This is a genomic window from Methanolapillus africanus (assembly GCF_032714475.1).
Lineage (GTDB): Archaea > Halobacteriota > Methanosarcinia > Methanosarcinales > Methanosarcinaceae > Methanolapillus > Methanolapillus africanus.
In genome coordinates this window covers 1-23,976 of sequence record NZ_JAWDKD010000023.1, presented here as the reverse complement: position 1 = coordinate 23,976, position 23,976 = coordinate 1, and the positions used below count along the sequence as shown (strand labels likewise).

Sequence of the window (23,976 nt, the reverse complement as noted above, 5' to 3'; positions counted from 1 at the left end):
TCACTTTTTTTCAAATCATAAAAAACAGGGTTGGATTTTTTCAAAATCCAACTCAGACGCTCGTCAATTCCGAGGCGTTTGTCAGCGAATCTTTTTCGATGCGGAAGTTTTGGTCGGCGGAATCAATCAGAGATTCGTCATGCGACACCACGATGATCTGTCCGACGCCGTCTTCTTTCATCCGGTCGATCAGTTTGATCAGCTGCCCGACATGCCCGCTGTCTAAAAAGACGGTCGGCTCGTCAAAAATCAGCGGCGGCAGGGATGTTTTTCCTTGATTGTCTTCGCCAAATCCGAGCGACAGCAGCCGGTAAATCGCACACCGGAGCGCCAAATTGAAAATCGCGCGTTCGCCGCCGCTGAGCTGTTTTGGCTCCAGCACGGATCCGTCCTTCTCATACACTTTTAAGTTATAATCGGCGTCCAGCTCCAAATGGGAATACGCGTTGTTCGAATAAATGAAATCAAACATATCGTTGAGCAAAATGTCGAGCGCCTCAATGTTTCGGGAACGCATGTCGCCGCGGATTCTCAAATACATGTCTTCGAGAGCCGTCACGTCTTCCAAAACAAGCATCAAGAATCCGATTTTGTTGCGCAGAATCTTCGCGTCCTCTTCCAGCTGCCGCAGCTGTTTGATTTCACTTTGCAGCATTCCGATTTGTTCCGTCAGCGTTGTTTTGTGCGCTTCCCATTCCTTAATTTGATTGGAAACAGCCGACTCTTTTCTTCTATTTTCGTCGATTTTTTCGTTCAGCGTCATGCCGTTCAAAACTTTCAATCCGTCCATCTTCGAGTTCAGTTGGTCCGCCCTTTCCTTCTTTTCAGTGATTTGTCGCCGGTATTGGTTGGCGGAGCCGTCCAAATGCGCCATTTTTTCCGTGAGTGCCGACAGTTCCATTTTTGTCCTTTCCTCATCGCCGGCTGTTAAGGATAAACGTTCAGCTTTTTTGAGCAGATTCTCTTTTTGAGTCCAAACATTTTCTTTGACTTGTTTTTCCGCCCGAATCTTTTCCTCGTTGCCTGTTATTTTTTCCAAAGTTTGGTTCTGAGATTCGATTGCCGCTGTCAAGTCCGCAATCGCTTTTTCAAGCTCCGCTTTTCGCTTTTCCGATTCGTTTTTCAGATCTTTCAAACTTTCCAGCGCCACATAATTCCGAAGGATTCCGTTAGCGGTTTCTGCAAATATTTTCTTTTGCGCCGTCAGCTGTCCGGCTTTGGCCGTCCGTTTTGAGTTCTCTTCTTTGAGCGACAGCAAGCGGCGGTTGAGCGCTTCCAGATCTTTTTGGCGCGTGTCGCAAAAAACGGTGTTTTCCATTTTCTGGCCGGCTTTTTCAGTCCGTTTCTTCTCGTTTTCAACCAAATCCGCTTTGTATTTTTCAATCAGTTCTTTTTTGCCTTTTTCTTCAGCCGTTGCGGTTTTGATTTTAGAGTTCAACTCTTCGATTCTGACGTCCAATTCTTTAATTTCCTTTAAAACGGACAGTTGGGTTCTGTTCTCCGTTTCCGATTTCTCAAGAACCGTCAGCTGCGCGGCAATGTCGGCCATCCGTTTCATTTCGTCATCGGTGGCGTATACATGCGTGTGAGATTGAGATTGCTGAGCCGCAACCGCTTGTCTGCAAGTGGGGCACTTGCCGGACTTGAAAAGGTCTTCTTTTCTTTTGAGTTCCTTTTCGATGCCGGTTTTTTCAGCCGACAGCCGGGATTTCTCGGAAACGACGCTTTCCTGCGTTTTCACAATAAAATCATACGTTTTCTCAACATCGGCCGGTTCAATTTGCATGAAATCCAAATGCGCTTTCGGAACCGTTTCTTCAAACGCGGGACACAATTTGATCTTGGCGTTGCGTTTGTTTTGATTTTCCGACAAAATAAACCGGAAATCCGTCAAATTCTTTGAAACCGCAGCAGCATGTTTTGTTTCGGCTTGAAGGTCCGATTCGATTTTTTGGCGTTCGGCTTCCAGCTCCAGAATTTCCTTTTCAGCTTCTGAAATCCGCTTTTTCTTCTCTTCCAATTCGCCCGAAATCTGAGCCCGTTCCGTCTCGGGCTCGCTTTGCCGCCGCTCGTCTTCTTTTGATTTTTGAAGAATAAATGTTTCCAACCGCTCAATATCGGAAATGAGATTTTTCCAAAGTTCGGCGTCGGACGGAATCGGCAGCTCTTCGGCTTTGACCAAACTGAAACAGAATGAAATGTCTTCAAAGGGTCCGTCCGAAACCGGTTGGCATCTGCCGTCCGATTCCGCAGCGTCTGCCTCCGATTTTGCTGGTTCCGGGTTTGAATCCGTTTGTTCAAACGGCGGCACCATCGCTTTTTTGAATTCATCCAAAACGTCTTCAAACAGCGTCAAAAACGATTCTTTTTGAGTTTGCGCGTTCGTAAATCCGGATTCGACGGCTTGATTCATCTTTTCAATGTCTTTATCTTGATGGCTTAATCTGGTCCGGATTTCTTCCAAGCCTTTTTCCGCTTTTGCTTTTTCGATTCTTTTCTCATCGGTTTGCTTTTTCAGATTATCCTTGTCTTGTAAAACCAAGCCCAATGCCTTTGAAACCTCATGCAGCTGATCGTTTGCCGTCCGTTCCTCCGCTTTAAATTTGGAGACAAGCGCCGGAATGTCGTTAACCGGCTCTTCCGGATCGGCTCCGGCGATTTCATTTTTAATCAATTTGCCGGCGTTGCGCAGTTCTGCGATTCTTTTTTCTTTGGCCGATATGTCTTCAACCGCCTTTTCCTTGTCGGCGACAATTTTGTTGTAGTCGTTTTCTAACTGAGAAGCACTTTTTAAAAGGTCGGCCAACTCTTTTTCGATTTGTTCCAGCTCTTTCATTTTCGTTTCCAAAAGTGCGCTGTCCTTTCCGATTTCTTCTTTCTGCGCGCGAAGCCCGGAAACGGCCGTATTAATGTCTTCCAACGTTTTTTGGCGGTCATTGATTTGACCGGACAGGTTTTTCTCCTTCATCTCGGCGATTTTCTTTTGCGTTTCCTTTTGCCGGTCGTTTTCCGAACGAATCACGCGGTTGACGGACGTTTTTGATATGTTTGTCCGCTCGCGGTATTCTTCCAGTTTTCCGAGCTGCAGCAAATCGTCAATCATCTGCTGCCGGTCTTTGGGTTTGGCGTTGATGAGCGCGTCGACGTCGCCTTGCCGGATGTAAGCGCAGTTTTTGAAATTTTCCTCATCCATATTGAGGAGTTCGCACAGGGCCGTATACGTTTTTTTGGCTTGCTCCGCGATAATTTCGCCGTTCTTGTACAGAATTGACTTCGTGTTTCCGGCGGCACCCGATTTTTGAACTTTGAACTGCTGTTCGATCCGGTAGTCTGCGCCTTTGTGTTCGAAATCCAGCGCAATTTCCGCCACCGTACTGCCCTTTCGGATCATGTCCGGAATCACCAGACTGGTTCCCGAAAGAGCGCCCGTTCCGAATAAGCCGATGAAGCACGCTTCCAAAATGCTGGATTTGCCGCTGCCGTTCACGCCCGAAATCACGGTGACGCCGTCTTTAAAATCAATGTCCAGCTGCTGATAACTGCGAATATTTTCCACATGCAATGATTTGAATTTCATGCCCATTCCTCCTCATCCGAACATGTCGCCCAGCGTATACTGCTTCGGCTTTTGACCCGGCTTCTTTTCTTTTTCATTTTCGGGTTCCGGCTGTTTGTCTTGTTTTTTCAAGTCAACCGGCTTATCGTCTTCGTTTGCGCCGCCAGCCGCCTCATCAAAGCGGTCCGTCTCCGGCTTTTCCTCTTCGATCGGCGAAATGTTTTCCGACTCTGCTTTCACAACCGTTTCCGGGAAACTGAAATCGTCGCGCACATAATTTTCCCGCCGTATTTCCGCGGAAAAGTCCATCGATTCCAGAAAAGCCTTTAAACCGTTTTCGGACTCTTCGTCGACATTTGATTTTGAAATTTCTTTGCTGCGAACGACGTTGTCCAAAAGAAAGCCGGCGCCCGTTAAATTCAGCATCCGGATGTTTTGGTTGACGACTTCGTCCGGGTCTTGAAACGTCACATTCGCCAAGCGCTGCGGTTCTTCGTCGTAACGGTCCCTCTTGTCGCCGACTTTGACGACGAGCGCGCCTTTTTCAAGAACGTATTCTTCAATTTCGCTGATCGAAATCAATGTTTTTTTGAGTCCCAACAGTTCCACAAAAACAACAGCGTCCGGAATCTTTTGTGCATATTCGTCGATTTTGGCGTAAACCGCTTCCAAATAACCGGATTGTTCGCCGCCGTACGGAACGGAAATGGTCAAAAATTCCCGCGTCGGAATCATATATCGCGTAATGGATAATTCTTCATCCAGTGTCAGCAGGTTGAAATACCGTGTTTCATCTTCGGACGCGCTGCACCGCTCGGTGCTTCCCGGATAAGTGACCCAGCAGTCGTTGTGCTTCTGACATTCGTATTTGTGGTTGTCGCCCAGCAGCGCGGCGTCGAACGGAATCGAAATGTTGTCCAAAAAGTCGCCGCAGCACATGGGCTGCATCGGCACGAGCGGACTGAGAAGCTGGTGGAGAACCAATAAGTTGTAAGTTCGAACAGTTTCATTTTCGGGCACTGTTTCCGGCTCAAAAACGGAGAAATCGAAAGCTGATAGTCTCGGATGAGATAAATTATCGATGCCGTAAATACGTGCCGACACGCTGTCCTTGGAAATCGTGTACGGTTTCTCAGACAAACGCTTCGCCAGTCCCATCCCTTCAAAAAGATCCAGCCACTGCGTATTTTGTTTTCCTTCATGGTTGCCGACGATGCCGACAAACGGAATGCCGGCGTTTTTTAATTTCCGAAGAACCGCAATCGTCTCCACCAAGTCTTCCAGTGACGGATTGCGCGAATCAAACAAATCGCCGGCGTGAACGACGGCGTCGGCGCCAAGCGTTACGGCGCTGTCGGCGACGTACGCGAACGAATCAAAAAAATCCTGCTTTCGGACGTCGTTTTGATATTGCCGGTATCCGAGGTGTGTGTCGGCCGTATGAATTATTTGAATCATTTAAACCTCATGAAATTGCATTTTGAAAAAGCGTTTCGTCCGCCGAATGACGTTGCCGCCCATCTGCCGGACAACAACCGAATACGGCGTCAGTTCTCCGCCGGGAATTGTTTTTCCCTGCCGGATGGCTTCTAAAACCGCTTCCGTTGTGTTTTCGGTAGCGTCAATGTTTGTATATCCGCGCCCCACCAGTTCCGCAATGTGCGCGTCGCTGCCGCCGGTTTTAGGCATTTTGAGGCGGTCGGCTTCTTGATCCGCCTTTTGGTTGGCGCCGTTCGTGGTGCTTTTTGAATTAAAAGTTTCCACGGCGTCCGCGCCGGCGCCTTCAACGTAACCGATTCCATGAGCGCTTTTTCGGAACGGATGGGCAATAATCGACAAGGCGCCCAAATCGCGTGCATAATCGGTGGTTTCCTCCGGCGTCATCATCGGCGGAATCTTTTCCGACACGTTGAGCGCTAATATATGTCCCTTGGCCGTACTGACTTCAATGCCGGGAATCACCACCAAGCCGCCGTATTTTTCCGGGAATTCGCGGACCAATGCCATCGCCTTATACGCGCCCTCTATTTCGTCGTGGTCGCAAATCGCGATGCCGTCAAGACCTTTTTCCTTGGCGGTCCGTAAAATATCTTCAAGCGGGGCTTTTGAGTCCCGCGAATATTGTGAGTGAATATGTAAATCGAATTTGAACATGCCTGAAAATTGGATTTTGAATTATATATTCTCTTTGTAAATAATCCAATAAAATAATCGGAAAATAAAGACGATTTTTTAAAAGAATAATTCATTGGCGACTATAAAATATATTTCTTTAATACTTTCACCCCGCTTGTTTGAAGTTTATATGCTCAAAGGTCCTTGAAGGGTTTGTTCTTAAAATAAAAGAAGAGGAACCTGAGAACGAGGTGACAGAAATGTCGATAGAATCAATTCAAGTGCCGGGATTTTTTGACATAAAATCCAAAAATCACAACCATCAAAATTATGAAAGTTTGCTGGATTTCGAATACGAAATGGACGCCGTTGACGAACTCAACATTGTGGACCAAATTGAATCGTATGCGGCCCAAGGCTGGCAATTCGCATCCATTTGCGGCGAATTCATCATCTTCAAACGCCCGATTCGTTTTATGGATTAAATTCGTCCAATCCATATTCGAACGGCTCCAAAATTCATGTTTATCCCTTTGAACGGATAGAAATTGTGTGAACCAAAAACGAAACCGATACCGCCAATCGCAAGAACGGCAATTGTGTGAAAAAAGGAAGGGAATTTCCGGTGGCAGGAAATTCCCTTTTTTTATTGATTTTTTTGAAATTAAGTAATTATGGCAAATCTGGAATATATTTACTTAATGCATTAATTATTTGTTGTTTACTTCCTCCAGTATCATATTTCAAAAGATTGATAACTCGTCGAGGATAATCATTTGATTTAATGCCCAACTTTTCTCCGACACCAGTAACAAGGCCTTTGTGATTAAAAATACGCAAAATTTCTGTCATATCAGTAGTTTTATCGTATATGATTTTTTTATCATCCATTATCCTTTGTATGTAATCAGCTGTAAACTCGTTAATTATTGAATCCACTATCTCTTGAGGCTCTAATTCATAATTTTTAATATTCATGCACTTTATTTGAGAATTGATAGTTTTAATGGTTGCTTCTTTTATCTGGCTATTAAATAAACGATTATACTGGTCTATAACAAATCTTTTAGCTTCTTCATTTTTTTCAGATTCGCTACCCATTTGTCGACATACAAAATCAATCAATTCTGGAACTACAAACAAATTTTCAACTTCTGCTACGTTCAGAGTATAGATTCCATCCTTAGCAAGACTGTTAATTTCATCATCAGTACGAAAATCTCTATCAATTATACCAACAACACCAATGCTGCCAAGTGCATTATATCCCCTCTTTGCCTTTACGTAATTTATTACTTGCTTACAGCTACCACATGGAATCACGTGATAATTTTTGTCTGCATATAATTCTTTATATAATTGGTAATCAAAACTTCCTCTTTCTCCTTCGACAAAAACGATTTTTTTACGCGTACCAATTATCTCATACAACAAAGCTTCTGGAAGTTCGGAGTAATCATCTGTATTTATAAAATTGTAATCCCATTTGTTTCCGTCAAACCCTCGCACCCATAGAACCTTATTGGTATTTCGAGAAGCAGCAAAATCAAGGTCATGTGTAACATATATGAATACACAATTTTTGCGAATTTCTTCGAGTTTATCCCATAACTTGTTCAATATTGCTTTATGAATATGTAATTCCGGTTCATCAATAATTAAAATAGATTTAGGTTTGAGAGAAAGGACTTGAATTATCATATAAAGGATAACTCTTTCACCATCACTCATTTCTTTACCATGATAGCGTACATTCCCTCCAACGTGAACCGCACCGCCAGACAAATCAAGCTTTCTGTTTGGCAGTAAATAATTCCATATTTCAATAACTTGTTCAATTGGTGTTGTTACAAGTGGAGGACGAGGTAGGCCAATTTTGTCGGATGTTCTAAAAATATCATGTTGTGTTTCTAAAATGATATTGTTTCGAGAGAAAAACAACGATAAGGCTTTATCATAATCATTAACAAGAGCTGTTGATGGATTCGAGTTATACTTTGATTGATACTTAGAAGCACTTTCATGTTGCGCTCCTATAAATAAATCCTTTTCAGATGATTCAATTCCATGTATTGTAATTATATCTGGTATCGAAAGAGATTTTTGTGCTGATAGTCTATGAACTAATAAGCTTCTATCTGGATAAGAACGACGTCCAGAAAAAGTAGATGAAAAACGTGTATCATTTCTTTTTTCAATTTCTGTACAAAGGCGTGTTTTACCCGATCCATTTGCACCTAAAAAAACAACGGGAATGCCCAACTCAAATTCGTATACTTTATCTGGAAAAAGTATGGCTATCTGTTGATTCTGACCTAATTCTTGTTGAGACATTGATTTTTTAACTCCATTAAAATCGATTTAGGAAAATGTTCAAAAATTGAAATGTATAATCATTAGAACATTACCTGTAGGTTTTTTAGAAATTTTCATTTTCTTCATTCTCTTTTTCTTCCGTCCGTCTCAAAATATCGTCCGTTTTGGCAATCACGTCTTCCGTCGCCATAAATTCAAACGTCATGTATTTTCCGTACAAGATTTCTTCCACAATCCCGTTTTCATAGAACCATGACAAAGCCGACGCGCCGGCTTTCGTATTCGGCAGCGATACCGTCCGAACAATCAGCTGCGGCAGGTTTCGGTCGATTTCAAGCAGCAAACGGTCGAGTCCCGTTTTATTTTTGGCGGAAATGAAAACTGGATTGATCACCAAGTGTTCCAATTCTTCCAGCTTTTGTTTTTGCTCTTTTTTGGACACCAGTTCCGATTTGTTGAGAACGGTGATGATGTTGGACGTTCCCTTTTCCCACAGCGTTTCATGGCAGGTGATCAGTTTGTCCCGAATGTATTCGACCGGCTCGCTGAAATCCACCGTCAAGAGAATCATGTCGGAGAAATAAATGCCTTCCAGGGTCGATCGGAATGCGTCGACCAAAAAGTGCGGCAAATCTTCGATAAACCCGACGGTGTCGGTGAGCAGGATTTTTCGTTTCCCAAACTCCAAGGCACGTGTTTTCGGAATCAGTGTCGTGAAAAACATGTCTTTGGATTCCGCGTTTTCGTCGACGAGCGCGTTAAAAAGCGTGCTTTTGCCGGCGTTGGTGTAGCCGGCCAGTGAAATCATGAAAAAACCGCGTTTGTGGCGGTAAAGGCGGCGGGCTTCTTCTTCCAAATCGGCTTTGGACAACTCGGTTTCGATTCTTGAAATCCGTTTTTTGATGTCCTGCTCATACGAATCTTCGTAATCGCCCAGGCCGCCCCAGCCGGCGCGTTCTTCTTTTTTGGACAGCGCGATGAGCATTTTCGCGCTCGGCAACTCGTACCGAAGGCGCGCCAGCTCCACCTGGAGTTTGGAACGGTGCGTCGTCGCCCGTTCGGCAAAAATATCTAAAATCAATTGGAAACGGTCGACCACTTTGCAGGAAGCGCCCGCTTCGCCGCAGAGTTTGGAAATGTTGTAAATTTGGGAGGTGGAAAGCGGATCGTAAAAAATAATCCGCGTCGCCCGCAAATCGCGCGCCAGAATGGCCACTTCCCGCGCTTTTCCGCTGCCGACGTTGTACTTCCGGTCCGGATGTCGTTCCTGAGTGACAAAATCCGCCACTTTGTAGTCGAGCGCCTTGGCCAGCTCAATAAATTCATCCGCTTTTCGGGCATTTTTGTCCGGATCCGAATCCGGCGACACCCGCATCACCAAAATGACGGTCTCCGTTTGATTCCGTCGGTATTTCGGAACAATCTGTTCCTGAATTTTATCGCTCTCTTGCATCATATTTTTATAATTCTCACGTTTTTACGAATCTTTCCGATTCGTTTTTCAGTTCATTTTTTGATCATCCGACTTTATTTGTTTCCGCGTGTCATTTTCCGGGGGCGGCGTTTCGGATATCGATGCCCAGTTCCTTCATCAAAATATTCCGGGTGCTGTGCGACACGTGGTGCGCGATTTCGATGGCTTTTCGGTCGCCCATCGACTCTTGATACCGGATATCAACGGAAAACAGAGGTTTGCACAAATGGATGTCCGTGTTAAACAAGTCGCCGCTTTCGATCACGATCGGTCCTTTTTCTTTGATTTTGGCGATTGTTTTTTCAATCATAAAAACGACGTCGGAAAGTTCAGGGGCTTTGTCCGTTAAAAACGCGTCCGATTGAACTTCGTTCACCTTATCAATACCGGTCGGCGTCATGGTAACGGAAACCGCCGAACACACCAGGTAATACCCGATGTTGATTTTGTGCCGTCCGGAAATATCCACCGCAATCGCCGTCAACGCCATTTTAACCCGTTTCCTTTTTCATTGCCGTCGCTTCCGCAAACCATTTCCACATCGTCTTCATCATCTATTTTTTCTGTATTTTGTTTACATTTTGATGCGTTCAAATTCGATGTATTCGATTTTACGGCCGGTATCGGCGGCGTAAATCATCCGTTTGTGAACGCTGTTGGCGAGGCGGATCGCGCCCGACGTCACCGGCATTTTAAACTGATGGTCCGGTGAAATCACATGAAGTAAAAATTCGGAGTGGGGAATCTTATCGAGCGATTCCACTTTTTGATAAATACGGAAGTGTGTTCCGAACTTGAAACCGGTTTTCGGAACGAAGCTGCGCTCTTTCAAATCCTTGTAAACCGTGTATTTTTTCATAAATTCAGGTTCAATCGCCGACGCATGTTCGGCAAATGTATCCGGTGTCATTTTTTCGGAATTTAAATCCATGACGTCAATCACATTTTGTTCCATCAAATACAGCGCTTCCACAAGCGACAACTGGAGTCGGTCTTCATCCAGCATTTTTCCGAAAAACGCGTTGTTGTAAAGGATTTCGGAAACGGCTTTGTTGTCCATGACGACCCGTTCTTTCAGAAGAATGGCCGGAATCGGTCCGGCGGCGGCAGCGACAGCAGCCGCATTGTCCGCTTTGGTTAAATCCGGCACGGAATAGCTCATTTTGCCGGTAAAACTGTTGTTGACGTCGACGCGTTTGATTTCAAAAAACGTGATGTCGCTTTCTTCGTCGACGAGCGCCAAAATGAATTGTTTGCGGACGTTTTCCGTGTTGTTCAAGTGCTGAATCAACGTTCCGAACGGTAAGTCGATGCGTTCCGACTGAACAAAAACAAAGCTTTTGGCCGACGTTTTTCCCGGCGATCCGCCGCGCGGATAAATCCGGAAATCCGTTGCAGCCGATTGAATATAATAGCCGCGTTCTTTGAGGTCTTTGTAGACGATATATTTCAGTTCGAAGAAATCCTCTTTAAGCGCCGCGAATTTGAGAAAAGCGTCAAAATCAAGCAGGGTCTTGTCTTTGAAAATCTCGATTTTATTCCGGTACAAAAGATAAGCGGCTTCCACGAACCGAAGATAAAGGACGCCGTCTTTGGGACGCCCGAAATAGCCGGATTGGTAAAGCGCGGAGACAGCTTCCTGCCCCGCTACAACATAATTTCCTTGGATTTTGGTTTTCAAAGAGACACCTGTATCAAATTTGTATCAGATCTTCAATCTGATACTCATTCTATAATTTTCAATTTATTTATCTTTTATTTAATGATATTGTTTTCATTTTTGTTGGTTCTGCCGGCTTTCGCGGTATTTTCGGGCGCTGTCCACAAAGTTTTCGGCAAATTTTTTGTAAGAAACGCCGTGGTAGTGGGTGTAGGTGCCGATGGTGTTGTTCACCATCAATCCGTCCATTTTATTCGCAATGCCGACGCCGCGCGTAATCTGAATGGCGAATTCCGCTTCTTTGGAAATATTTTCCAAAATCGAATGGTGGAATTCGTGGGCAATGAACGACTCGCCGGTTTTTCCGATCGGCGTGTCCTCTTCAAACGTGCCGTTCGTGTAGGTGACCACGCGTTTGCCGCTTCCGTAAACGGTTGCCGCCTTTAAGACGCCGGCCATCTCAAATTTTATGTCGCAGCCGCTGTTACTTTTGATGGAAATGGTTCGGGACAAATAGTTCATGCCGGCCGATTCTCCAAAGATCGGCATTCCTGCATCGGACGCCGCTTTGATGGAATCTTTCATGGTTTTGTTGCCGGCCAGTTTTGCCGCAAATATTTCCGGGGTGCCGCCGCCGATGTAAAGCGCGTCGACGTCCGGAATCATAATGTCGTTGAGCGGACTGAATTTGACAAATTCAGCGCCTTGCGCCCGCATCAAATCAATGTTGTCCGGATAATAAAAGTTAAAGGCTTCGTCAAAGGCGACGCCGATTTTGGGATGAATGATTTTGTCGAAGTCGGCGCGCTTGTCGAAAAGGCTGGTCTTGGGCGGAACAATGGGTCCCGCGGTTTTGGCGAGATCGACCAATTTTTCCAAATCGACGTTTTCGGCGACGTTGTCTTTGATTTTCCCCATCTTGTCAAAGAACCCGTCATGGAATTTCCGGCCTTCCGGAATCGGAATGAGTCCGAGTTCCCGCATGGAAAAGCCCATTTCAGGGTCACGGTAAACGACGCCGATGACCGGGATTTTTGTCGTCGATTCAATGGCCGCCACGGCTTTGTCGGCATGCCGAATGCTTCCGATATTATTGAGAATCACGCCCGCAATGTTGACGTCCGGGTCGAATGTCGCAAATCCGGAGACCAGCGCCGCGCAGGAACGCGTCATGCTTTTGGCGTTGATGACGAGAATCACGGGGCATTTGAGAATTTTGGAAATCTGTGCCGTGCTTCCGATGTCGGAATAAGCGTCAAGTCCTTCAAAAAGGCCGCGAACGCCTTCAATCACGGCAATGTCCGCGCTTTTGCCGTCCTTTTCCACAGAGGCGCAGGCATGGGAAAAAACGTCGACGACTTCATCCGGATTCATCAAATAGCCGTCCAGATTCCGGGAGCGGCGTCCCGTAATGGCGGTGTGATATTCCGGGTCGATGTAGTCGAGCGCCACCTTAAACGGCTGAACGGTGTAGCCGAGCCCCTTTAAAGCCGCCATAATGCCCATCGAAATCGTTGTTTTTCCCGATGACGAGCGGTCGGCGGAAATTAAAATTCGCGGAACCAATTCTGATTTTTCGGATGTTGTCACAGTTTTTCCTCCTTTTTGATTATTTTTGTTATCGTTATTGTTTTTTGGCGGGGCGGCGCCGCGCGCGTTACAGCGCCACGTTTGATGTGCGGGTAGCCCGTTCTTCTTTTTTATTTATTCGCTGTATTTTTTGGACAAATTTCGCAGCTGTTCGTCATCGAGCGGCGCGGCTTTCACCCTCGTGTTGTTGTTCATCAATTCCACAGCCAACTGTTTGTAAACTTGAGCGATTTCAGAATCCGGCGCCTTTTCAAGAACGCTGAACCCGTCGCGTTCGCAGCTTTGAACGATCGGATCTTTCGGAATGTAGCCGACAAGGCGGCTTCCGATATCGGTTGAAAACTCTTCCACCAATTCGCGTTCCCGGTCGGCGTTTCGGGAATTGCAGATGACGCCGCCGAGCTCCATGCCGATTCTTGCAAAGCCGCGGCAAATGTTGTTCGCGGCGTAAAGCGGCATGTATTCGCCTGATGTCAAAACATAAACTTCGTTCACGAATCCTTTTTTTATCGGCGCGACGAAACCGCCGCAGACAACGTCGCCGGGGACGTCGTAAATGATCAGGTCGTTGTCCATAAATTCGGGATAAATCTTCTTCAGGGTTTCAATCGCCACGATAATGCCGCGGCCGGCGCAGCCGACGCCGGGTTCGGGGCCGCCGACTTCCATACACAAAACGCCGCCGAATCCTTCAAAAATCACATCGTCTTTGGCGACGTCTTTCTTTTCCTTGAGGAGGTCAAGAACGGTCGGAATCCGCCTGCCGCCGAGAAGCGTTATCGATGAGTCGCTTTTTGGGTCGCAGCCGATAATCAGAACTTTTTTGCCGGAAAGCGCCGCCGCTGCCGCGATGTTTGACGCGGTGCTCGATTTGCCGATGCCGCCTTTTCCGTAAATTGCAATCACTTTTTTCATGTCAGATCCGTCAGTCAATCCTAATGTTCATCATAATGTCCGTATCAGTATAAATAATCCATAATCCGCACAGAAATTTAAATTTTAAATTAAAATATGAAAAATAACAATTTCTTGATTTTTATTTAAACTTTTGTTTCCTGTTTTTTTAAAATCTTAACCAAACGAATTCAAAAAGTGAAAAATCAGGGGGAAACAAAAACAAATCCGGTTTAGATTCATTTTTCGTTTCTTCTTTTATTTTTGATTCATTTGGTCGGCGCAAATCGCCCGCAGCGTGTCGCCGAACTCGGACGGCACGATCGAGGAAATACCGAGCGTTTTGGGGTGCAAATCAATTTCCACAATCACGTAATCGTGTCCCATCTCTTTAATCGGCGCCACTTGCCGGGGACCGTTCGTGATCGAAATTAATTCCATGCCCGCAAACGGTTCCATCAAAAGCGCATGGGGGACGCCGGCAATGAGTGCTGCGTCAAAATCAGAATACTTTTCGCCAATGAGCGCTGCCACGGCGTCGCCCGTAATCGCGTATTCATCCAGGCCGCCGATGATTTCATGAATCGGAACACCCCTTCTTTCGAATTCGGCCATGATGTTTTTGGCGTGTTCGCGAACGCGCGGAAGTCCTAAACTTGTGTCGGCGTTGGCCATCAAGATAATATTTTCAGAAACGCCCAAAATTTCCGCCGTTTCGTAAAGCGCGAGAATTTCATCCGCAAACATGTACGCCGTTTCTTTTTTGGCATTCAGGATGCCGAGGATCTTTTTGCCGGACTTGAGCAAACCGATCAGGTGTTCCGCCACTTTGTATTTCAAGTCTCCGCGGGACGGTTCCAAGTAACCGCGGCTGGCGGCGCCGTTTCGAAGTTCGATGTTGGTCGCTTCTTTGAGCAAAAACCGCTGGCGGATCAGTTCGTCGTTGCTGATTAAACCGAGGTCTGCCGCCGGTTCCAAAACGGCCATCACGCCGGCCGTATTGTTGGCGTAACCGGCATGCGTTTCCACGCAAATGACGGAAATGTCATCGGAAACAGTTGACGCCGAATCTTTCAATTCTTCGCCGATAATCATACTGGTGCAGGTGCCGACCAAGGCAATCGATTTTGGAGAAAACAGCTCGACGGCGCGGTCAATCGTCGCCGCTAATTTTCCCTGGCCGCCGAAAACGAAATCGCTTTCGTCCATGGCGCTCGTCAAAACATGGAGCTGGTCTTCTTCAAGCAGCCGGGCGTGTTTAAAAGAACAGCCGGGCGGACCGTGCAAAATCGCGACGTCCACGTTCAAATCCCGAAGCGTGTAAAGCGACGCCACAATCGAACTGGGTCTCGGGTGAACAATTAAATCATTATTTGCAGACATCTTTTTCCTCGTTTTGTGATGAGATATAATTCTGAACTTGATATTTCATTATTTTTTCATTTCCGGCTTCCATCTTCATTCAACCGGAAAGTTCTCCGATTTGAAATTGCTGTAATACCGGCCCGATTCCGCCGTAAATTTCAGCACGCAGTAGTCCGGATCCGTGACGCCGAGCGGATAATACATGGTGTCGCCGTCCCGCCAAATCATTTCTTTGCTTTTGGCGTCTTGCAGCACTTCCATCGTTCCTTTGAGCATGACGCCACGGAAAAACCGCTTATCAAAGAAGTAGAGGCATGCTTTCGGATTTTTCCGGTATTGGGCCACCCGTGCGGACGACGTGTTGGTCGTCAGGTAAAATGTTTTGATGCCGTCGCGCACGCGCGGCGCGAGCATGGCTTTCGTGTTCGGAAAACCGTCTTCGTCGACGGAACTGATGAGGACGGTCGTCTGTTTGTCAATCAGGTTGCCGATGGTTTGCACCGCATCTCTCATCATCTTTTCCGCTCCATATTTCCGTCACGATCCCAATTGATTGATTGATTATCTGAAACTTTTCACGGCCATGACAATGATGTCGCCTTCTTTTGAAACGTCAAGCGCTTTCATAAATCCGGATTTGAAATCGTCGGCGTAAAGCGATGTGCAGACGTCGCCGTTTTCACCGGCTTCGACCGGCGGTTCCACGTTTCCGGCTTCTTCGGCGTCGACGTTGCGGCTGCATTTGTCGCCCATGTAATTTTTCAAGCGGTCGCCGACCAAAATCAGTTTGTCAATGTCTTTTTTGTAATATTCTACTAATTTATCAATTGCAAACGGCTCGATGCCGTCGCAAACCGTCCGGCCTTCCTCGCCGATCACGACGATCAGCTCTCGTTTGGCAGCGGTGTCGTAGTAAGGTGATTTTTTGTCGAAATATTTCTCCAGCATGTATTTGATCGCCCATTCGCAGGAATAAATATCTAATCCGGAATTGGAGTTGTCAATCACGCGCCGGCCTTCTTCTTCGGTTTCTTTCATCCGTCCGGTGATGCCGTTGAAATGTTCGAGAACGTCCGCGATTTGCGATTCGGTGACGTCGAACTCAAGCGCGGCGGAAATGGACGCCGCAAATGCGGTTTTGTAAGATTCGGGGTCGTAATCGTCCGACAAGTCGACGCTGAAAAATTTGCTGTTGCGGGAGGATTCGATTTCGGCGGTCTTTTTGCCGTCTTTCCCTTTGGAAATATTTAAAAACACATCGGTCGGCTGTCCGTCTTCCACGGCTTTGCCGGACGCGTCAAAAACGATGACTTCTTGGTCCTTTCGGATGTAGTTTTTGATTTTTTCCCAATCGTTGTAATTGACGATGAACGTGCCGTTTTCTTTGGCGCGGGTAAATATTTGTGTTTTGACTTCGGTCGACGTTAAGGATTTGCCGGAAACCATGTATTCCGGTTCCAGCGTCGTCAAAACGCCGACGTCTTCCGCGCCGGTGCTGCCGAGTGAAATTTCAAAGACGAATGTTTCCGGGTCGTAGCCGCTGTCAAAAATGAAATCAATGATGTCCGGAACGTAAGCCGGAGAGATGCTGACGCCTTCTCGGATCATTTTAAACTGACCGTTTTTCCAAACGGAAATGCCTTTGGATGTGTGTAATCCGATGCATTTTTTGTAAGACAGCATTTGTGCGAAAAGTGTGCAAGCGCTTGTTTTTCCGCGGGTGCCGGTGAATTCAATGAGTTTCTTTCCTTCCAGCCGTTTGTCGCCGTGAAGCATCCGACCGACGATATCGTGGTGCGTCATGGTCGGGAGATTCAATTCGATCGCTTTTTGAACGAATTCGTTTTGGCTGTCGACGTGAATCGGCAGGCAAACCAGTTCGAAAGGCTCGTCCGCGTCCAAGTCCGCCAAGTTGTTGGAAACCGAAAATCCGTAGTCTTCCGTGGCTTTTTTGATCTTTTCGTCGCTCATCTTTTTGTAAATGTCAAAGGCGGTGAGTTGGACGCCTTTTTTAAGCAGCTGGCTCGCAATCGCAAGTCCGCCGTGATTTAAGTCGAAAACGGCAATTTTGGTCCACGGTATTTCTGAATTTTCCATTTCTCAGGGTCCCCCTGTCGGTATAATTGTAATTAATCGATGATTGTCATAAGTTAAGACGGCTTTTGGCGGTTGAATGTTAAAAATGCGAACGCCCGAACCATTTCAATTTGGCTGACGTTATTTTCTGAGTCTGTTTATGAAATAAATTGAATAGAAACAGAAAGTTATCCTTTGTTTAAAATAGTTTTGTAACACAAAAATCGGAAAAAGTATGGCGTTCAAAAAATAATAAGAAATGATCATAAAAATGGTAATAAAAAATGGTAATAAAAAATGATCATAAAATATGATTCAGAAATGGTATAAAATATGAAAAAATCATAAAATATGATAAAAAACGTAAAGTAAAATTGTGATCTGTTATGATCACAATTCTTGTTCGATTTTCTTGGAATAGTCAATGTCGCCGATCAATTTCTTGTAGAGTGCGAACCACGGCGTGTCCACGGCGCCCACCAACACTTTAACGATCAGTTGTCCGACAATCAATCCGGTGACGACGTCCAGCGGCATGCCGCCGATGATGTAAAACGCGATGAAGACGAAGATGATGGAGTCCAGCGCCAAACTGACGACGTCGGTCAGCAAGGATCGGATCCAAATGTACGGGTTAAAGAACGTGTCTCCTTTAAAGGCCAGTTCCCGCGGGCGTAATTTTTGTTTGATGAAGGAGAACATGTAGGTGTCCAGAATTGAACAAACCAAAAATGAAATCCAGCTGGCGAAAACAATGCCGACGCTGAGGCTGAAAATGGACAGCCAGGCTTCGTTGAGTTCATAAAACGGCGCGGCCGGGATTTGCATGGACATAGCGACGAACATGACGTACAAAATCTGGGTCAAAAGGGCGATGGCAATTGCGGTCACGGCTCTTTTTTTGCCGTACACTTCGTTGATCATGTCGAGCACTTGGGAAATGAACGGGTAAATGATGGCGGCGGCCGGTGCGGTCAGAATCAAACTGTATCCGAACCAGGTGCCGAAGTCGTAGGTGACAAGGCGTGTGGCAATCACCTGCGAACTGAGCAGGTAGGTGACGTAAAAAGCGGTCAGAGCGACGAATCCGTAGACCGGATATTTTTTAATGATGCGGACGGACACGAGAGTGACGGCCGTCATGGTAATGAGCCAAAAGATGATGATATATAAAACGCTAAAATCCATAGTTTACTTCCTCTGTAGCAATAATTGATATAAAATCTGAATGAAATTCGAGCATGTCAGCTTGTTTTGATTTCTTTTGTTTCAGATTTGTTGGCGCCGGTCTTTTATGAGCAGGCTGCCGTGCGAAAGCATAGGTTTCAAGTATGCGGTTCGCGGTTGAAAGACAACAAAAACGCCCCTTGAATCATTCAGTCGACTCTTTTCGACTGAATGACCGGGTTTGGGGATGAAGAATCCGTTTCAAGGGGTTCTTCGGGTTGTTTTTAGAAGTTTTCCTTTTTTTCAATTATTTGGCCAATCGAAAAAGCTGGAAAATTCATTTGATTCTTAGTATATGAATGATACGCGTCAAAAATGAATTTCATTCAAAACCGGAAATCAGACAATATTCATAATCGATAAAATACCAAAATTTCAGATAAAATTTAATAAAAAGAAGTTGCTTCTTCTTTCACTTATCTATACAGGCTTGTGACGTCATGACTTCCCATAAAATATCAAATGCAGATCAGATTCCGGACGCTGCCGTTTTTTCGCAAATCCGGGCGCAGGTTCTTCCGAAAATCCGGCCGTCGGACGCGGAGAGAACGAAGTTGGAAGCGGTCAAAGCCGAACTTTTGGAAACGATTTGCAAAACGGCGGAGATGTTTGGCGAGGACGATATCGTTCCGATTTCCGTCGGCTCCGCCGAGCGTTCCACCTGGCTTTCCGGCAACCATGACATTGATCTTTTTGTTTCCTATCCGGAAGACGTTTCCCGGCAGGATATGGAAACGCGCAGCCGGCGTCTTTTGATGGAAGTGGCAAAGTCCGGTGATTCTTGGGAAGACCGGCATTCGGAGCATCCGTATATTCATATTACCAAAGGCGGTTTTGAAGTGGATTTGGTGCCGTGTTTCCGGGTCAAAAGCGCGTCCGACATCAAGTCGGCCGTCGACCGGACGCCGTTTCATTGCTGTTTTATCAAAGAACGCATTCCGGGGAAACAGGACGATGTGCTTCTGCTGAAACAATTCATGAAAAGCAGCGGCGTTTACGGGTCGGAAGTCCGCAACGGCGGCTTTTCCGGTTATTTGACGGAGCTGCTGGTTATTTGGTACGGCTCGTTTGAAGACGTCCTTAAAAACGCGGCAAGCTGGCGGTTCGGTCAGACGATCGACATCATGGGCCACCAAACGCTGGCGCACGAGGATCCGCTCGTCGTCATCGATCCGACCGATCCGAAGCGCAACGTCGCCGCCGCGCTTTCGTTGACGCGGTTCGCGCAATTTATCAACGCGGCTCAGCGTTATATGAAAAACCCAAGCGCCGAATTCTTTGTGAAAAAGGAATATGCGCCATTGCCTGTGGCTGAATTTAAAAACATCATGAAAAAGCGGGGGACGGAATGGGTCGGCGTTGCGTTTGACGCGCCGCAAAAGGCGGACGACACGCTTTATCCGCAGCTTTTCCGCCTCGAGAATTCGTTGGGTGAAATTCTGACCGTGAACGATTTTGCTGTCATGAACACGCATGCGTTTGCCGGCGACAAATGCATTATTCTGGTCGAATTGATGTCAAGAATGCTGCCGCCGCTTCAACGGCGTGTCGGACCGCCGGTTTGGGCGGCTGACAACGCTCAATCTTTCTACGGCAAATATAAAGATGCGGACGAAACGTTCACGCTGAAAATTAAGAATGAATATCTTGTGGCGGAAATCGTTCGGAAATATCAAACGGCGGAGAGTTTGATCGCCGACAAAATTCTCAAGGAAGCGGCGCTCGGCCGGCATGTGCGAGCGGCAGTGTCCGACGGGTACCAAATCATCGGTTTGGACGAGATTTGTCAAATTCAGGATCCGGCTTTTTGGAAATGGATGAATGAAAAGCTGACGAAACAAATTTGATGTGGGCGGCGTCGCGCGCGTTATGGCGACACGTTTCTTGAAAAACAAATCCTTTTCCTTTCTTTTTTAAAATTATAGGAAAACTGCCGGTCAATTCTCTTTTTTCAAATAATATCCCTTCCTTTCTTTTCTTTTTTCAAGCAAACCATCCCGCTTAAACAGACGCTTTGCGTCTGTTTAAGCGGATATCCTTAACAGGAAGGTGCATTTTGAAACAATAGGTGCAGATCGGTACCAAGAAACAAGTGTATTTTTGGAAACAGATGATGCATATCGGTATCAGGAAATATGTGTATTTTTGGAAAACAGATGATGCATATCGGTATCAGGAAACAACTGTATTTTTGGAAAACAGATGATGCAAATCGGTACCAAGAAACAACTGTACTTTTGGAAACAGCAGGTGCAGCCGGAATCTAAAAAACAGATCCGTTGGATACAATTGGCAATCAGAATCTGCCGGTACAATCTATTTTTGGAAACGGGTTCGGACGATATGGTCCAAAAATCAAAAAAATTCTTGGATTTTTACTCAAAAACAGTATCAATTAACGTCTTTTTGAATAAAACAATAGGTGAAATAAAAACAAGAATCAGGCGGCTCAATATTTTGTTCCGTTTCAAAAAAGTCCTCAAAAAACACGTCGTCTCTTTCCGTTTTTCGTCAACCCTGCAAGTCCGAAAAAAGCGATTGTCGTAGAGAAAGAATATATATTGAAAATAACGTCTTTAATATATTCACAAAAAAAGAAGTGACGGAAATGGTTAATCTGAAACGGTTTAATCCGGATGGAACGCGGCGGTATTATTTGACGGACGTTTGTATGGCCGTTTTTTGCGGCATCTCCCTCATTTTTGGCGCGCTGATGTTTCTGGCGACCGAAATCAAATTGGCGATTGTTAATCCGGCGATGATTATTTCAGATTTGCGTTATGTGACCTACGAATTCTTCTTTTTACTCAAATTCTTCGTTCAGACCGGGAACCACCTTCCGTTTGTCAGAGTTCTGACCGACTTTTACGTCGTCAATTCCAACAACGTCCGGCTCGGCTACCGTTCTTTCATGTACGGCAACGCTTGGTATAAAAGATATGCGAAAGCGATTGCACGGTATTTGTAATCCTTCTTTCCCCATTCATTTCTTTTATTTCTTTATTTTTACATTATTTTCTTTATGTTCTTTTCGTTTTACGTTCTTTTCACTTTTCATCTTTCATTCTTTTTCATTTCTCAAAAACGGTCCCCTCTTTTTATTTTCCATTTTTTTCTTCCGTTTATATTCTTTTCGTTTTGTTCAAAATGACAAAGTTTATTTGATTTCAGGCGGTTTTATCCTTCATGATTTGTCAAAAATTATCCGATTTATCCGAATCGGACCAAAAGAAACTTCTTTCCCGCAACACCGCGCTTTCCGATGTTGAAGCGTCGGTCGACGCGATTTTAAAAAATGTCCGGGAAAATGGCGACGCCGCTATTTTGGATTACGCCGAAAAATTCGATAAAGCCAAGTTATCGGCGCTTCTCGTTTCCCAAAAAGAAATCGAAGACGGCGTTTCCGGGCTTTCGCCGGAACTCTTGGCCCACCTTCAAAAAGCGGCCGACAATATTCGAAAATTCCATGAAGCGCAGCTTCCGAAAGAGCTTTGGGTCGAAAATACGAAAGGCATTCTTCTCGGTCAAAAGCCGGTGCCGCTCGCACGCGTCGGCTGTTATGTTCCGGGTGGTCGCGCCAGCTATCCGTCAACGGTTTTGATGACCGCGATTCCGGCCAAAGCGGCCGGCGTCGGCGAAATTATCGTTTGTACGCCGGCGCGCAGCGACGGCACCGTTCATCCGTTAACGCTCGCCGCGTCAAAAATCGCAGGCGTCGACAAAATCTTTAAAACCGGCGGCGCGCAAGCGATCGCCGCCATGGCGTACGGCACAGAGAGTATTCCGCAGGTCGACAAAATCGTCGGTCCCGGAAATGTTTACGTGACGGCTGCCAAAATGAAGGTCCGGGATTTTGCGGAAATCGATTTCCCGGCCGGGCCGAGCGAAGTGCTCATCATCGCCGACGATTTCGCCAACCCAAAGATGGCCGCCGCCGATATTTTGGCGCAGGCCGAACACGATCCGAATTCCGTTTCCGTTCTCGTGACGCCGTCGGACGCTTTTGCAAAAGCGGTGATGAACGAAGTGGATTCCCAAAAGAAAACCGCAAAGCGAAAAGAAATCATCGACGCCGCGCTTTTGAATTCAGCCGTCTTGATCACGAAAGATTTGGACGAGTGCGTCTCATTTTCCAACAAATTCGGACCCGAACACCTTCAAATTATGGTTGATCCGAAATTGGAAGACGCCGTTTTATCGAAAATTAAAAACGCCGGCTCCATTTTTGTCGGCAATTACGCACCCGTTCCGGCCGGCGATTATGCGTCCGGCACCAACCACGTGCTGCCGACGTCCGGCTACGTGCGGATGTATTCCGGGCTCAACACCGCTCACTTCTTAAAATTCATGACGGTTCAAAAAATCAGCAAGGAAGGACTTTCCAACATCAAAGACACCGTGATTGCGCTGGCGGAAGAAGAAGGCCTTTTCGAACACGCCGAAGCCGTTCGAAAAAGATTTGAATAAAATGAAATTGACCGGGCTGATTGCGGTTTTATATGTTCCGGCAATTGTCAACTTTGTTTAAACTTAAAGTAAACTATAAAACAAATTAAAACTTATATACTTCAGATTATTATAAAATTAAATCACATATTCATTCACACATTCATTCACACATTCATTCACACATTCATTCACACATTCATTCACACATTCATTCACACATTCATTCACACATTCATTCACACATTCATTCACACATTCATTCACAGTTTCTTCACATTATTTATTTTTGTCATACTTTAACCAATTCACGGAGATTTGATATGAATTCGCAAATGGATTTCAGCAAAGTCTGCACGGCTTTCTCCACCCGAAAGCTTTACGGCATGTCTGACGTTTTGATGGATCAGATTTGGCTCACCAAACAGCCGGACCGTGTTCTTTACGATATGTACCGGGAAGTGCACCTCGACGGCAAGGATTTGACGAAAATGAAAACGCATGTTCTGCGTTACGATATCACCGTTATTCCGCCCGGCATGCTGGGTCCCGAATTCATTAAAACGGCCGGTCACTATCATCCGCCGGTGTCGCACGTCTCCGCGTCCGACGCGCCGTCTTATCCCGAAGTTTATCAAGTCATTCACGGCACCGCCACTTATCTCCTTCAAAAGCGCGATTTTTCGGAATTTATCGTCATTGAAGCGCATGAAGGCGATGTCGTTCTCATTCCACCGGATTTCGGACACGTGACCGTGAACGCGTCCAACGAAAAACTGACGATGGCCAACTGGGTGTCGGACGCTTTTGATTCCGACTACGAACCGGTTCGGGAAAAGGCCGGCTTGATGTATTATCTGACGGAAGGCGGTTTTATCAAAAACAAAAGTTATGACGAAGTCCCGGAAGTTTCCATAAAGAAACCCAAGAGTTATCCCGATTTCGGGCTCTTTTCGGGCGAAGATATGTACGGGCTTGTCAACGATTTAGAAAAATTGGACTTTTTGCGGCATCCGGAAAAGTATGAGGATTCCTTTAAACGTCCTTTTTACTAACTAAAATTTTTCCTTTTTTCTTTTCTTTTTTCTTTTGGACTTGCATCTTCTGTTTTCAACAATACAGGTCTTTCTTGTTCCCGTTTTGCATCATCTGTTTCTGAACAATACAGGTTTTTCCTGTTCCCGTTTTGCATCATCTGTTTCTGAACAATACAGGTTTTTCCTGTTCCCGTTTTGCATCATCTGTTTCTGAACAATA

Annotated in this window: 18 protein-coding genes; 5 read left to right on the top strand and 13 right to left on the bottom strand. The window is 45.8% G+C overall.

Annotation, left to right across the window (positions count from 1 at the left end):
* Window positions 1-52: 52 nt before the first annotated feature.
* Genes MsAg5_RS08530 through MsAg5_RS08520 form a run of 3 tightly spaced genes read right to left on the bottom strand, consistent with a single transcriptional unit; the run spans window position 53 to window position 5,710 of the window.
* Window positions 53-3,577: an AAA family ATPase gene (locus tag MsAg5_RS08530; protein ID WP_338100209.1), complete on the bottom strand. Its 3,525-nt coding sequence runs from the start codon at window positions 3,575-3,577 to the stop codon at window positions 53-55.
* Window positions 3,578-3,589: 12 nt separating this feature from the next.
* The gene (locus MsAg5_RS08525; RefSeq protein ID WP_338100208.1) at window positions 3,590-5,014 is read right to left on the bottom strand and encodes a metallophosphoesterase; all 1,425 of its coding nucleotides are present in this window, start codon (window positions 5,012-5,014) and stop codon (window positions 3,590-3,592) included.
* The gene (locus tag MsAg5_RS08520) at window positions 5,015-5,710 is read right to left on the bottom strand and encodes a PHP domain-containing protein (protein ID WP_338100207.1); all 696 of its coding nucleotides are present in this window, start codon (window positions 5,708-5,710) and stop codon (window positions 5,015-5,017) included.
* Window positions 5,711-5,931: 221 nt separating this feature from the next.
* Between MsAg5_RS08520 and MsAg5_RS08515 the strand changes: the two genes are divergently transcribed.
* Window positions 5,932-6,156, top strand: coding sequence for a hypothetical protein (locus MsAg5_RS08515; RefSeq protein WP_338100206.1), 225 nt, complete (start codon window positions 5,932-5,934; stop codon window positions 6,154-6,156).
* A gap of 187 nt (window positions 6,157-6,343) precedes the next feature.
* On the opposite strand, the gene MsAg5_RS08510 is transcribed toward MsAg5_RS08515, so the two are convergent.
* From MsAg5_RS08510 to MsAg5_RS08465, 10 genes are all read right to left on the bottom strand, one after another.
* Entirely contained in the window at window positions 6,344-8,005 is a 1,662-nt protein-coding gene (locus tag MsAg5_RS08510; protein ID WP_338100205.1) for a DUF4435 domain-containing protein, read from the bottom strand.
* An 85-nt stretch (window positions 8,006-8,090) separates the two neighbouring features.
* Window positions 8,091-9,443, bottom strand: coding sequence for a GTPase HflX (gene hflX / locus MsAg5_RS08505; protein ID WP_338100204.1), 1,353 nt, complete (start codon window positions 9,441-9,443; stop codon window positions 8,091-8,093).
* An 88-nt stretch (window positions 9,444-9,531) separates the two neighbouring features.
* Window positions 9,532-9,951, bottom strand: a complete 420-nt coding sequence (locus tag MsAg5_RS08500) for a DUF2209 family protein (protein ID WP_338100203.1) — start codon at window positions 9,949-9,951, stop codon at window positions 9,532-9,534.
* Between the two features lie 84 nt (window positions 9,952-10,035).
* Complete coding sequence (gene endA, locus MsAg5_RS08495; protein WP_338100202.1) at window positions 10,036-11,142, bottom strand: tRNA-intron lyase; 1,107 nt, start codon at window positions 11,140-11,142, stop codon at window positions 10,036-10,038.
* Between the two features lie 93 nt (window positions 11,143-11,235).
* A complete protein-coding gene (gene cfbB, locus MsAg5_RS08490) occupies window positions 11,236-12,711 on the bottom strand; it encodes a Ni-sirohydrochlorin a,c-diamide synthase (protein WP_338100201.1) in 1,476 nt (491 codons plus the stop codon).
* A gap of 114 nt (window positions 12,712-12,825) precedes the next feature.
* Complete coding sequence (gene cfbC, locus MsAg5_RS08485) at window positions 12,826-13,626, bottom strand: Ni-sirohydrochlorin a,c-diamide reductive cyclase ATP-dependent reductase subunit (RefSeq protein WP_338100221.1); 801 nt, start codon at window positions 13,624-13,626, stop codon at window positions 12,826-12,828.
* A gap of 237 nt (window positions 13,627-13,863) precedes the next feature.
* Window positions 13,864-14,988, bottom strand: coding sequence for a Ni-sirohydrochlorin a,c-diamide reductive cyclase catalytic subunit (cfbD, locus tag MsAg5_RS08480; protein ID WP_338100200.1), 1,125 nt, complete (start codon window positions 14,986-14,988; stop codon window positions 13,864-13,866).
* A 75-nt stretch (window positions 14,989-15,063) separates the two neighbouring features.
* Window positions 15,064-15,486 (bottom strand): pyridoxamine 5'-phosphate oxidase family protein, encoded by a 423-nt coding sequence (locus MsAg5_RS08475; protein WP_338100199.1) that lies wholly within the window; start codon window positions 15,484-15,486, stop codon window positions 15,064-15,066.
* A gap of 45 nt (window positions 15,487-15,531) precedes the next feature.
* Window positions 15,532-17,067, bottom strand: a complete 1,536-nt coding sequence (cfbE, locus tag MsAg5_RS08470; RefSeq protein WP_338100198.1) for a coenzyme F430 synthase — start codon at window positions 17,065-17,067, stop codon at window positions 15,532-15,534.
* A gap of 369 nt (window positions 17,068-17,436) precedes the next feature.
* A complete protein-coding gene (locus MsAg5_RS08465) occupies window positions 17,437-18,234 on the bottom strand; it encodes a queuosine precursor transporter (protein ID WP_338100197.1) in 798 nt (265 codons plus the stop codon).
* A gap of 479 nt (window positions 18,235-18,713) precedes the next feature.
* On the opposite strand from MsAg5_RS08465, the gene cca reads away from it, so the two are divergent.
* From cca to MsAg5_RS08445, 4 genes are all read left to right on the top strand, one after another.
* On the top strand, window positions 18,714-20,120 hold the full coding sequence (gene cca, locus MsAg5_RS08460) for a CCA tRNA nucleotidyltransferase (protein ID WP_338100196.1): 1,407 nt from the start codon (window positions 18,714-18,716) through the stop codon (window positions 20,118-20,120).
* Window positions 20,121-20,881: 761 nt separating this feature from the next.
* Window positions 20,882-21,241: a hypothetical protein gene (locus MsAg5_RS08455; protein WP_338100195.1), complete on the top strand. Its 360-nt coding sequence runs from the start codon at window positions 20,882-20,884 to the stop codon at window positions 21,239-21,241.
* Between the two features lie 218 nt (window positions 21,242-21,459).
* Window positions 21,460-22,740, top strand: a complete 1,281-nt coding sequence (hisD, locus tag MsAg5_RS08450; RefSeq protein ID WP_338100194.1) for a histidinol dehydrogenase — start codon at window positions 21,460-21,462, stop codon at window positions 22,738-22,740.
* Between the two features lie 302 nt (window positions 22,741-23,042).
* On the top strand, window positions 23,043-23,774 hold the full coding sequence (locus MsAg5_RS08445; RefSeq protein WP_338100193.1) for a glucose-6-phosphate isomerase family protein: 732 nt from the start codon (window positions 23,043-23,045) through the stop codon (window positions 23,772-23,774).
* Window positions 23,775-23,976: the final 202 nt, after the last annotated feature.

Excerpts from the sequence above, each read along its gene's own strand:
- MsAg5_RS08515 (WP_338100206.1), top strand. The coding sequence starts at position 5,932 with ATGTCGATAGAATCAATTCAAGTGCCGGGATTTTTTGACATAAAATCC.
- MsAg5_RS08465 (WP_338100197.1), bottom strand. The coding sequence starts at position 18,234 with ATGGATTTTAGCGTTTTATATATCATCATCTTTTGGCTCATTACCATG.
- MsAg5_RS08455 (WP_338100195.1), top strand. The coding sequence starts at position 20,882 with ATGGTTAATCTGAAACGGTTTAATCCGGATGGAACGCGGCGGTATTAT.
- cfbD (WP_338100200.1), bottom strand. The coding sequence starts at position 14,988 with ATGTCTGCAAATAATGATTTAATTGTTCACCCGAGACCCAGTTCGATT.
- MsAg5_RS08525 (WP_338100208.1), bottom strand. The coding sequence starts at position 5,014 with ATGATTCAAATAATTCATACGGCCGACACACACCTCGGATACCGGCAA.
- MsAg5_RS08475 (WP_338100199.1), bottom strand. The coding sequence starts at position 15,486 with ATGATGAGAGATGCGGTGCAAACCATCGGCAACCTGATTGACAAACAG.
- cca (WP_338100196.1), top strand. The coding sequence starts at position 18,714 with ATGACTTCCCATAAAATATCAAATGCAGATCAGATTCCGGACGCTGCC.
- cfbE (WP_338100198.1), bottom strand. The coding sequence starts at position 17,067 with ATGGAAAATTCAGAAATACCGTGGACCAAAATTGCCGTTTTCGACTTA.
- cfbC (WP_338100221.1), bottom strand. The coding sequence starts at position 13,626 with ATGAAAAAAGTGATTGCAATTTACGGAAAAGGCGGCATCGGCAAATCG.
- hflX (WP_338100204.1), bottom strand. The coding sequence starts at position 9,443 with ATGATGCAAGAGAGCGATAAAATTCAGGAACAGATTGTTCCGAAATAC.
- MsAg5_RS08445 (WP_338100193.1), top strand. The coding sequence starts at position 23,043 with ATGAATTCGCAAATGGATTTCAGCAAAGTCTGCACGGCTTTCTCCACC.
- MsAg5_RS08520 (WP_338100207.1), bottom strand. The coding sequence starts at position 5,710 with ATGTTCAAATTCGATTTACATATTCACTCACAATATTCGCGGGACTCA.
- MsAg5_RS08530 (WP_338100209.1), bottom strand. The coding sequence starts at position 3,577 with ATGAAATTCAAATCATTGCATGTGGAAAATATTCGCAGTTATCAGCAG.
- MsAg5_RS08510 (WP_338100205.1), bottom strand. The coding sequence starts at position 8,005 with ATGTCTCAACAAGAATTAGGTCAGAATCAACAGATAGCCATACTTTTT.
- hisD (WP_338100194.1), top strand. The coding sequence starts at position 21,460 with ATGATTTGTCAAAAATTATCCGATTTATCCGAATCGGACCAAAAGAAA.
- MsAg5_RS08500 (WP_338100203.1), bottom strand. The coding sequence starts at position 9,951 with ATGGCGTTGACGGCGATTGCGGTGGATATTTCCGGACGGCACAAAATC.